At 67.6% G+C, this 10424-nt stretch carries 12 protein-coding genes; 5 read left to right on the forward strand and 7 right to left on the reverse strand.

Features of this window, described 5'->3' with window-relative positions:
- Nucleotides 1-396 precede the first annotated feature (396 nt).
- Nucleotides 397-690: a hypothetical protein gene (locus ACIRQF_RS06945; RefSeq protein ID WP_404089578.1), complete on the reverse strand. Its 294-nt coding sequence runs from the start codon at nt 688-690 to the stop codon at nt 397-399.
- A 68-nt stretch (nt 691-758) separates the two neighbouring features.
- Nucleotides 759-995, reverse strand: coding sequence for a hypothetical protein (locus ACIRQF_RS06950; RefSeq protein ID WP_404089580.1), 237 nt, complete (start codon nt 993-995; stop codon nt 759-761).
- Nucleotides 996-1395: 400 nt separating this feature from the next.
- On the opposite strand from ACIRQF_RS06950, the gene ACIRQF_RS06955 reads away from it, so the two are divergent.
- Together ACIRQF_RS06955 and ACIRQF_RS06960 are read left to right on the forward strand one after the other, a co-directional pair.
- Nucleotides 1396-1773, forward strand: coding sequence for a hypothetical protein (locus ACIRQF_RS06955; protein ID WP_404089582.1), 378 nt, complete (start codon nt 1396-1398; stop codon nt 1771-1773).
- A 48-nt stretch (nt 1774-1821) separates the two neighbouring features.
- Nucleotides 1822-4482: a Helicase associated domain protein gene (locus ACIRQF_RS06960; RefSeq protein WP_404089584.1), complete on the forward strand. Its 2661-nt coding sequence runs from the start codon at nt 1822-1824 to the stop codon at nt 4480-4482.
- Between the two features lie 176 nt (nt 4483-4658).
- On the opposite strand, the gene ACIRQF_RS06965 is transcribed toward ACIRQF_RS06960, so the two are convergent.
- The 4 genes from ACIRQF_RS06965 to ACIRQF_RS06980 all read right to left on the reverse strand — a co-directional run bounded on the left by ACIRQF_RS06965 (nt 4659) and on the right by ACIRQF_RS06980 (nt 6692).
- Nucleotides 4659-5009 (reverse strand): DUF6527 family protein, encoded by a 351-nt coding sequence (locus tag ACIRQF_RS06965; protein ID WP_404091704.1) that lies wholly within the window; start codon nt 5007-5009, stop codon nt 4659-4661.
- Nucleotides 5010-5059: 50 nt separating this feature from the next.
- Nucleotides 5060-6223, reverse strand: a complete 1164-nt coding sequence (locus tag ACIRQF_RS06970) for a ThiF family adenylyltransferase (protein ID WP_404089586.1) — start codon at nt 6221-6223, stop codon at nt 5060-5062.
- Entirely contained in the window at nt 6198-6458 is a 261-nt protein-coding gene (locus ACIRQF_RS06975; RefSeq protein ID WP_328565104.1) for a multiubiquitin domain-containing protein, read from the reverse strand. The genes ACIRQF_RS06970 and ACIRQF_RS06975 overlap by 26 nt, the downstream gene beginning before the upstream one ends.
- A 93-nt stretch (nt 6459-6551) precedes the next feature.
- Nucleotides 6552-6692: a hypothetical protein gene (locus tag ACIRQF_RS06980; RefSeq protein WP_404089589.1), complete on the reverse strand. Its 141-nt coding sequence runs from the start codon at nt 6690-6692 to the stop codon at nt 6552-6554.
- A gap of 141 nt (nt 6693-6833) precedes the next feature.
- On the opposite strand from ACIRQF_RS06980, the gene ACIRQF_RS06985 reads away from it, so the two are divergent.
- The 3 genes from ACIRQF_RS06985 to ACIRQF_RS06995 all read left to right on the forward strand — a co-directional run bounded on the left by ACIRQF_RS06985 (nt 6834) and on the right by ACIRQF_RS06995 (nt 9059).
- Nucleotides 6834-7166: a hypothetical protein gene (locus ACIRQF_RS06985; protein WP_073882904.1), complete on the forward strand. Its 333-nt coding sequence runs from the start codon at nt 6834-6836 to the stop codon at nt 7164-7166.
- Between the two features lie 49 nt (nt 7167-7215).
- Nucleotides 7216-8355, forward strand: a complete 1140-nt coding sequence (locus ACIRQF_RS06990) for an ImmA/IrrE family metallo-endopeptidase (protein ID WP_173317448.1) — start codon at nt 7216-7218, stop codon at nt 8353-8355.
- 158 nt (nt 8356-8513) lie between these two features.
- Entirely contained in the window at nt 8514-9059 is a 546-nt protein-coding gene (locus tag ACIRQF_RS06995) for a hypothetical protein (protein ID WP_404089591.1), read from the forward strand.
- Between the two features lie 74 nt (nt 9060-9133).
- Here ACIRQF_RS06995 and ACIRQF_RS07000 read toward each other — a convergent pair.
- Nucleotides 9134-9894, reverse strand: a protein-coding gene (locus ACIRQF_RS07000; RefSeq protein ID WP_404091707.1) for an IS5 family transposase whose coding sequence is annotated in 2 segments (ribosomal slippage) — nt 9134-9555 and nt 9555-9894 — 762 coding nt in all. Because the reading frame shifts where the segments join, the coding sequence is not laid out codon by codon here.
- Nucleotides 9895-10424: the final 530 nt, after the last annotated feature.

Genomic DNA, 10424 nt, shown 5'->3' on the forward strand with positions numbered 1-10424 from the left:
CCCGCGGAGCGGGTACCACATCGCTGCGCGATGTGTAAGTGAACCACCGCGCTGCGCGCGGTGGTTGCGCTCCCGCTCCGCGGGAGCGCTGGCCGCGGGCTTCGCCCGCGGCTCACCCGGCCTTGCTGCGCAGGCCGGGTGACGCTCCGTCCGCTGCGCTCCCGGAGCGGCTCGGCTGCGCCTCGCGGTCCCTGCTTCCGCTTCGCTCCAGCTGGGCCTGGGCGAGTCCGCTGCGCTCCCTCGCCCTGACGGGCCTTTCGGCTGCGCCTTCAGTCCCTTGAGGTCCGCTGACGCGGACCGGGCTGGCTGCGGGGGCTGTGTGGGTGGTTGGGCTTGATGCGGGGCAGGCCTGCTCGGCTCTTCTGCGTGCCGGCCGCGGTAGGCGATCTGATGTGCTCAGGCCGGGGCGTGGCGGGGGTGTGCCGTTTTGCGGGGGGCGGCGTGATGTGCGGGCCGGCCTGTCGTGGGGGCTGTGAGGCGTCGCAGGGACAGGTCGGCGGTGAGGAGGAGAGCGGTGAAGAGGGCCAGGAGGAGGAGGGACACCCACATCTGCCGGGTTCCGGGCGCCTGCCAGCCGGTCCAGGCGGAGGATCCCGCCCACAGCAGGGCCCCCGCAGCGTAGAAGGAGCGGACGCGGTGCAGCTGCCGCACGGCCCGCAGGAACTGGATGCGTTCGGTCTTCGATGCCATGCGCAGCCGTGTACCCCGTTGTGCGGGGGACTATCGGGGCGGTCATCGAGGGCGGGTGCCCGGGGTGGTTATTCGATGTGTCCGGTGCTGGGGTCCACCTGCTTCAAGAAGTCCCGGGCTGACGACTGTAGTTCCGGCTCGCTCAATGCTCTGGCCGGCTGCATGGCCGAAGTGAAGCCGTATCCGGGGTTGGGGCCTGACAGCCGGGTGAAGTCGTATGTACCCAACTCGTCGGGTCGCTCGGTGACCTCGAACGCTTCCCCGTCGACCATCAGTGTCAACCGCCGTGTGCTGCGTCTGTCCATGACTGGCCAGTATGCCGGGGTCCTGCCATCGCTCGTCGTGTCGGTACTTCAGGAAGCGTGCGCCTCATACTGATGCAGCATGTAGCGTTGGATAAAATAGGGCGTACGTTAGGGTGGGGAAATGGCGATCGATACAGATATTCCTGCGGGGCTCACGCGCAGGGCGAACGGGTTCATCCGGGCTCATGGATACTGGACCGGTCGCTACGACGTGGAGCGGTACAGGGTTCGGTGGGCAGAGCACGGGGTTCCTGCGGCTCAGATCGATCGGGTGGCCGTCTTCGAGGCGGTGTGGGGTGGTCTGGCTCTTCCTCCTTCTCCTCACTATGACGGAGGGCCGCGGACGCTCAGCGGGGATGTACCCGAGGGGCCGGATCCTGACTGGCACTTCGAAGCCAGCATGCAGCGTACGGCTCTCCCCTACTCGTTCATGATCGGGCCGAACGGGGAGTTCGGTCTGCACGCCGGGAAATGGGTGCCCCTGCACGCCAGTATCGAGGGGTGGGTGGAGGCCCTGGCTCTGGCGGACCACGCCCGCAACTGGGCTCGCGCGACCCCAACGCTGAAGGGCGCTGCCGTGGACGAGCTCGTGCTCGAGGGGTTCGAGGCCGTCCCGGAGGTTGCCGGCCTCGCGGACACCTGGTGGCGCGGTACCGACTCGCTGGTCGCCGTCTACCGCGGCGAAGCCGACGTCATGGACGCACCCCAATGCCTCACCGCCACCATCTACGCCGGACTCGGCGAATGGGGACTTCGGGGCCTTGGCCCCACGGGCTGAGGTTGCAACATCACCCCTACCCGAGCACCGCAAAAAGGAAAACCAGAAATGCAGGGAATCTCCCTCAGGGAACATCAGGTAGACCAGAAGTCGGCTTTCCGAAATTGGGTAGGGTTCCCTGCAAGATCATCCGTGCCCTCCGAGGGGGCGCGGGCCATGGGAGTGTCCGCGACAGGGTCCGGGAAGACGATCACGGCCGCCTCGAGCGCCCTTGAGTGCTTTCCGAACGGGCGGATTCTCGTCATGGTGCCCACTCTGGATCTGATCGTGCAGAGCGCGCAGACCTGGCGCCGGGCCGGGCACCGATCGCAGATGGTCGCGGTCTGCTCCGTGGACAAGGACGAGGTCCTGGAGCAGCTCGGAGTACGCGCCACGACGAATCCGATCCAGCTCGCCCTGTGGGCAGGGAGCGGGCCGGTGGTCGTGTTCGCCACGTACGCGTCTCTGGTCGACCGGGAGGACCCCGCCGATGTCACGGGGCGGCGGACGGTGCGCGGGCCGTTGGAGGCGGCTCTGGCGGGCGGGGAGCGGCTGTATGGGCAGCGGATGGCGGGCTTCGACCTGGCTGTTCTGGATGAGGCGCACATGACGGCCGGGGACATGGGGCGGCCGTGGGCGGCGATCCACGACAACAGCCGGATCCCTGTCGACTTCCGGCTCTACCTGACCGCGACCCCGCGGATCCTCGCCGCGCCCCGGCCGCAGCGTGGGCGGGACGGGCGGGAGCTGGTCATCGCGTCGATGGAGGACGACTCCCGCACCTACGGCACCCGGATTTTCGATCTCGGGCTGGCGGAGGCGGTGGAACGCTCGATCCTTGCGGGGTTCGAGATCGACGTGCTCGAGATCCGCGACCCGGATCCGATCCTGGGGCTGTCGGAGGACGCGCTGCGCGGTCGGCGGATGGCCCTGCTCCAGGCCGCACTGCTGGAGCACGCGGCGCAGCGGAATCTGCACACCACCATGGTGTTCCACCAGCGGGTCGAGGAAGCCGCGGCGTTCGCCGAGCAGATGCCGGCGACGGCCGCCGAGCTATACGCCTCTGAGGCCTCCGCGGCGGCGCTGGCAGGGGCGGAGCAGCTGCCCGCGTCGTCGATCGACGCGGAGCTGTACGAGCTGGAGGGGGGCCGTCATGTGCCTGCGGAGAGGGTGTGGGCGGACTGGCTGTGCGGGGACCATCCCATCGCGCACCGGCGTGCGGTGATCCAGCGGTTCGCCAACGGCATCGACGCCCAGAACCGGCGGGTGCACCGGGCGTTCCTGTCCTCGGTACGGGCCCTCGGGGTCGGGGTCGACATCACCGGGCTGCGCGGGGTCGAGGCCGTGTGCATCGTCGGCTCGCGCAGCTCCCAGGTCGACATTGTCCAGAACATCGGACGAGCGCTGCGTCCGAACCCGGACGGCACGACCAAGACGGCGCGGATCATCATCCCCGTCTTCCTCCAGCCCGGGGAGGACCCGAAGGACATGGTGGCCTCCGCCAGCTACCAGCCCCTGGTCGACGTCCTCCAAGCCCTGCGCTCGCACTCCGAACGCATGGTCGACCAGCTCGCCTCCCGCGCCCTGACCCGCGGTATCGAACGGCGGCGCATTCACGTCCACCCCGCCGGCGCGGCCAGCCCTGAGAACGGGGACATGCTCAAGGAGAGCAGCGAGGCTCAGCAGGAGGTCGACCGGGTCACCTCGGTCGTGGTCAACTTCGCCTCCCCCCGCGACGCCGCCGACATCGCCGCCCTCACCCGCTGCCGCGTCATCCGGCCCCAGTCCCTCGTCTGGCTCGAGGGCTACCAGGCCCTGGTCCGCTGGCGCACCGAGAACGGCATCACCGGCCTGCACGCCGTTCCCTATGACGTCGAGACCGAGGTCGGGACGACGAAGACGTTCCCGCTTGGGCGATGGGTCCACCAACAGCGAAAAACGCTGCGGGCCGGTGAACTCGACCCCCACCGCAAAGAACTCCTCGACGAAGCCGGAATGGTCTGGGAACCCGGCGACGAAGCGTGGGAGAAGAAGCTCGCCGCGCTGCGCTCCTACCAGCGCGCCAGCGGACACCTCGCACCCCGACAAGACGCGATGTGGGGCGAAGGCGAGGGAGAGGGCCTGGTGCCGGTCGGGCAGCACATGGCCAACCTCCGCCGCAAGGACGGCCTCGGAAAGGACCCCGAGCGGGCTGCGGAGCGGGCGGCGCAGCTGGTGGCGATCGACCCGGACTGGAACTGCCCCTGGCCCCTCGACTGGCAACGCCACTACAAGGTGCTCGCCGACCTCGCCGCCGACGAGGACGGTGGAGTGCTGCCCGACATCCAGCCCGGCGTGCTCTTCGAGGGCGACGACATCGGACGATGGCTCCAGCAGCAACGCAAGCCAGGCACCTGGAAGCAGCTCTCCACCGAACAGCAAGAACGACTGACGAAGCTCGGCGTGCAGCCCGACCAGGCACCGGCCCCCGCCCCGACGGCGGCGCGTACGACGAAGGGCCCGAACAAGGCACAGCAGGCATTCCAACGCGGCCTGACCGCCCTCGCCCAGTACGTCGCCCGAGAGGGCGAGTCCACGGTGAAGCGGACCCACCGAGAGAAGATCGTCATCGACGACCAGGAACACGATCTGGCCCTGGGGATCTGGTACTCCAACCAGAAACAACGCCGCGACAAGCTCACCGCAGAGCAGCTCGCCGCCCTCGCGGAGCTGGGTGTCAGTTGGGCCTGACGTCGACAGCGATATCCCGGGGCCGCGACGATCCCGGGGTCTCGTGCGTGAGGACCGCTGCAACTCGGTTGTCACGTCGTCTGGGCGGGGCAGTCAGATCCGCCCGCCCGTGGCAATGGGGAAGGCTGCGGGCGGGGGGAAGGCAGTCTCTTGCGCTCCACGACGTCTTCACCGGTCTACGGACGCCAGAACCTGAAGTAACGGCGGAGACTTGCCCTGCGTCGCGGCCGCTGCTCTTCTCTGTCGTGGGCGGCCAGTAGGCGGCGGTCGCGCTCCTGGTTCTGGTCGATTTCCGCCAGTGTGTAGCGGCGGCTCCAGCGGACGCGGCTGGCACGGATCCAGTAGTGCGACTGGCATGGAAGGGACCAGTTGCCGATTGAGGGGGTGAGGGAGACGTTCTCGCCGTCATAGGTGAGGGACCACTGGGCTGGGGAGAGAGGCGTGACGATCTCGTGGCCGCAGCCGCAGCAGCATAGGTGGCTGCAGGTGCGGTAGGGGATCGAGATGTAGAGGACCCCTGCGTCCATGGCCGGGGGAAAGGTCTCGGTGAAGACCGGGCGCAAGGTGTCTGGTGGGGTCACGGGAGGTCCTCGTTGGCGATCTCGTTGGTGATCAGTGAGTACGTGGTGTGGGCCTCGTCGGTGGCGTCGGCGTAGATGCCGAGGGAGCGTTTCCAGCGAATGACGGCCAAGATGGCGTTGAGCGCGTTGAGGTCTGCGGTCTGGATGTTGCTGGCGTAGGCGTCGCGTTCGGGTGCGGGTCGGGGAATGCGGTGGCGTGCGATGTCTCGGCGGCCGGGGAGGCTGGTGGTGATGCGGAGCAGTCCGCTGAGGTGGCCGTCGATCTCTTCGATGCCCATGCCGACGTCGATGAACGGCACGTCGTGGGCTTCGAGCCAGTCCATGACGGGCAGTTTGCTGGCGGCGTCGTCGGAGGCGAGGAAGACGAATGTCGCCCCGTCGAGGAGGTCAAGGTTGTCTTCGTCGAGGTACTGCGCGCAGCCGGTCACACCGCGGTGCATGTGGGTGTAGACCGAGGCGAAGTAGGTGGCCTTGGACGGGCGTGCGCGAAGGGTGTCGAGGGTGGGGGCGCCGGGGGCGCGGAAGGCGTTGTGGTTGTCGAAGGTGTCGCCGTCGATGAGGAGGATGGAGTCGACCTCGGTCTTGGCGACCTGGTCGAGGATGTAGCTGCCGCTTCCGCCGAGGCCGACGATCGCGATGCGTTGGCCTCGGAAGCGGCGGTTGACGGCGGTGATGCCAGCGCGGGACGTGGCGGTGTCGCGGTAAGCGAAGGGGCTGTCGTCCTCGATTTCCTGCCACGCGGCACCGGGTGTGGGCGTGGCTGTGGGGTCGAGGGTGTGGGCGTGGTCGGCGACGATCCGGGCGTACGCGGTGATCTTCGTGTACTGGTCGGGGTAGCCGTCCGGGGGCTTGCTGGAGAGCATGAAGTTCGCCTGCGTGTTGTCGGCGATGACCCGTGTTTCCGGATTGGCGAGGGTCAGGGGGCGACCGTGCTCGTCACAGGGGGCGGAGCCGCCGAACCAGATGCGGTGGTCGGTGCCGGAGACGAAGCGGTCTCCGGCGATGGTGACGGGGTGGGCGAGGAAGCCGCGCTCGACGGTGCGGTTGTCGGTGACGTACGGGATCCGGACGATGATGTGGCCGGCGACGAGGGTGATGTCGTAGCCGTCGTCGAGGAGGCGGGAGAGGTCGGGGTCACGAGCGAGAAGTGCGGTAGACATCGAAGACCATCTCCTTCTTCACTCGGACGCTGTGGCCGGCGGTGAGGCTGCCCGTGCCGTGGCCGTCGTGGCCGCGGCTGTAGCGGACGGTGTAGGTGTCCTGCTCGTTCGGCGGCTGACCGGGGTAGGCGAGGTTGACGACCTGCTCGTAGGTGATCTCCTTCGCCTCCCAGGTGTGGGGGCGGGCGTTGACGATGATCGTGACGGGCTTGGGGCCATGGCTGTCCTGGGACATGGGGTCCTCCTGAAGTGGGGAGCGCGTGTTCGGACGGGTGGGTGCCGGGGCGTCTGGCGGGGCGCTGTCCTGGCATTGGGTCCTGGACGAGAGCTACTTCTTCTTGGGCTTCTTCGAGGCCGACTCGTTGACGGTCGTCGACGGGCTGCGACGGACCGCCGACTGCTTCACGAACCGGCCCGTGATCGCACTGCGGCCACGCTTGCTACTGGATGCACTGCTCTTCCCTGCCATCGGCTTTCCCTTCGATGAGTGCTTGCGACCTCTAGCGGGGGCCAGTTTCATGTACCTACTAGGTTCATGAAACTTGTCAACCTTGATCCGGAGGATAGCATGGAAGCAGTAGGTATACGGAAGAGGATTCTGAGGTCGTTGGTGGAGATCGTCTTTGAGGACGCCGAGCTCGCCCGTGTCTGCAACAGCGGCCCTGCCCGGAGAGATCGATTCGGCCATGAAGGCTCGACCACGCTGCTCCGACGCCTCGGCCAGATGTCAGCCGCCTACCAGCTGGCTGACCTGCGGCATATCGCGGCAGCGCGGCTGCGACCCGCCGCCAACGGTGACTGCTTCACTCGACTCGTGTCGCTCGGCACTCATGGAGACCTCGTCGTCCGCCCGCGCGACGACCCACCTGCCACCCTCGATGACGGCACCCTCGACGAGCACGCCGTACGCGCAGTGATCGTCACCGCGATCCACTGCCCCTGACCCCGCCCTCAGGCCCGCCCCGCAGCCTCGCCGACCGAGAGGCACTCACGTGACCCCGCCCGCCGCCACACACCAGCCATACCGCCCGGACGACGTCCTACCCCCAGGCGACACTCTCAAAGAACAACTCGAAACACTGGGCATCCCCCAGGCCGATCTCGCCCGCCGCACCGGATTGTCCACCAAGCACATCAACCAGATCGTCCAAGGCAGCGCCGTCCTCACTCCGGAGACCGCACTGCTCCTGGAACGCGCCGTCGGCATCCCAGCCTCCCTCTGGAACCAGATGGAAGCCGCCTGGCGCACCCACGTCAGCCGCGCCGAGAGCCGCGAAGCCCTCAGCAGCCAGCTCGACTGGCTCAAGCGCTTCTCCCTGACGGAACTCGTCAAGCGGGGCATCCTGCCGACCAAGGAATGCACCGTAGACAACCTCGAACGCCTGCTGACGTTCTTCGGCGTCGCCGACCCCGAGGTCGCGGAGAGCGTATGGCGCGGCTACCGGACCGCGTTCCGGCGCTCCACCGTTCTCAGGCCCGACGACTACGCCACCGCCGTCTGGCTGCGTCAGGCCGAGATCGAAGCCCGCGAACTGATCTGCGCGCCGTTCGACCGCACGGCCCTACTGGACCTCCTCCCCCGGCTGCGTGCTCTGACAATCGAAGAACCCGTAGTCTGGCGTGCCGAGATCACGCGCCTGTGCGCCCAGGCCGGCGTCGCCGTGGTCCTCGTTCCCGCGCCCCCCAACAGCCGCGTCTCCGGCGTCACCCGGTGGCTCACCCCGGAAAAAGTCGGCGTAGCGCTCAGCGATCGATTCAAGAAGGACGACCACTTCTGGTTCACCCTCTTCCACGAGCTCGGTCATGTCCTCCTGCACGGCAAGCGCCTCACCTTCATCGACGACACCCGCCGCGACAGCGACACAACCCCCGAAGGAGACCGCAGCGAAGCCGAGGCTGATGCCTTCGCCGCCGACACCCTCATCCCACCGGAACACGCCGCCGCCTACCGGCGCCTCGCCCAGCGACCCACGCCCTTCACCAAAATCGAGTCCTTCGCCCGTCAAGCCGGTATCGCCCCCGGCATCGTCGTCGGACGCCTCCAGTACGACCGCGCCCTGGACTGGACGCACGGCAACAAGCTCAAACTCACCATCGAGATCACCCCCACCGGAGACCTCAAAGCCGACTAGCAAGCAACCCCCGCCATCTGCACCACCCCCTGGCGAGCTCCGTAAGTCGACTAAGACGTCGTTTCTGTTGGTGGGTGGGCGCCGGGCATCATGGTCGTCGACGGGAGCCGATGGCGAGAGGACGGGTGCGGCAAGTGTCTGGAGGCGTACAAACGGCTTTGACCGAGCTGTGGCAGCAGCACTGGCCCGACTGTCCTCCGGTCGGGTACAAGCTCCGCGACCCGTACCGGGATCGCTGGGTGCGCTTCCACAGCCTGCCGGAGTCGAAGCGATACGCAGAGGACGAGAACGAATACGCCATCGTCCTGGAGCGGTACAACACCGTCCTCGATGAGTTGTTCGCCGGTGAGGACGTCTATGTGATCACCCCGGTCTGGGCGACCGAAGCCGAGGTTCCGCCATCCCGGCCAGACGATGGCTACTGGCAGACCCTGCTGGTGAAGGACGATCCAGACCCGGAGTTCCGTACCTACTGCCACCTCTTCGCCACCTGCCAGCCCTGGCGATACGGCTGCCTCGACGAGCTGCTCCGTGACATCGCTGACGACAAGGTGGCGGGAGTCCTCATCACCGACACCCGGATGCGACGCATCTACCACCCCTACGACGGCGGCGCCGATGTCTTCCTCGCTACGCCCGGGGAACGGGATCGGACGCGCGATCGGCATGCCGACTGGCTTTCCATCCACCCGTCGGGTCTATGACGGGACGGGCTCACCACCCCGCCCACATCGCCGGATTCAGGCAGTCAGTCGCCGGAGGCAGATACGGAGTGCCGCTATCCCGCGAAGGCGAGGAAGTGTTCGGCCTTGCGCTCGTAGCGTCGGTGGAGCCGCCGGCAGCCGGCCAACCAGGACACGGTTCTCTCAACCACCCACCGGTGACGGCCGAGCCGCTGTGAGGACTCGACGCCCTTGCGCGCGATGCGGTGGCGGATGCCACGGCTGCGAAGCCACCGACGCAGATGGTCGTAGTCGTAACCCTTGTCGGCGTGCAGCTTCGCCGGGCGCCGGCGGCGCGGGCCGCGACGGGAGCGGATGGGCGGGATCCCGCGCACGAGCGGCTCCAGGCCCAGGCTGTCATGCATGTTCGCACCGGAGATCCCCAGAGACAGCGGCAGTCCGTTGCGGTCCGTGATCAGGTGGATCTTCGATCCCAGCTTGCCGCGATCGGTCGGATTCGGTCCCGTCAAAGGCCCCCTTTTGCAGCCCGGACACTGACCGAGTCGATCGCGCACCGCGACCAGTCAAGCTCACCCCGGGCACCGAGTTCGTCGAGCACGACCCGATACAACCGGGCCCAGACCCGTTCCCGGCTCCACTGAGCGAAGCGCCGGTAGACCGTGGGCCAGGCCGGTCCGAACACCGGCGGCAGCTGGCGCCAGGTGCAGCCCGACGTCGCCACGAAGACGATCGCGGCCAGAGCCTCACGGTCACCGGCCCGGCGCCGGCCCCCACCCTGCGGACGCTTCACCACGGTCGGCGGCACCACCCGCCGGAACAGCACCCACAACTCCTCCGGCACCAACCGCTCAACCAGATCCGTCATGCACGGATCAACGAACGATCACGCCAAAAGAAACGACGTCTAACGAACCTCGGGGGAGACGGTCGGCCAGCCGCCCCTCACGCGAAGCATTCGCGTCTATGGGGGCGGGGTCAGTGTGCTCAGGCTCGGTGCGGGTTGCTCTGCGTCTGTGCGGGTGTCGCACTCAGGTACTCAAGTACGGCGTCTTCAGGTATATGCCAGGACCTGCGAAGGGAGATGGCGAGACTGAGGGCGGCCCGAAGCCCTTGCAAGTGAGTCGTCGAGTTCATCCCGACGCAGGAGCCACAGAGCGCGTCCTCGTCCCATGCCCTCCGGGTCCAGCCCGGCACTCAGCATTGGCCTGCGATCAACCAAGGGGCAGGTGCGCAAAACGTTTTGCGGACGTGCTGGGCTAAACGCAGTGGCGGGGGGGGGCCCCCCCCCCGGGGGGGCCCCCCCCACAAAAAAACGTTATGCGGTTGAGCGGGGATTGCAACAAGTAAGAGTAGTAAAAAAAATAAAAAATTTTTTGTGGGGTGGGG

Source organism: Streptomyces sp. NPDC101191 (genome assembly GCF_044767915.1).
In the GTDB taxonomy this organism is placed as follows: Bacteria; Actinomycetota; Actinomycetes; order Streptomycetales; family Streptomycetaceae; genus Streptomyces.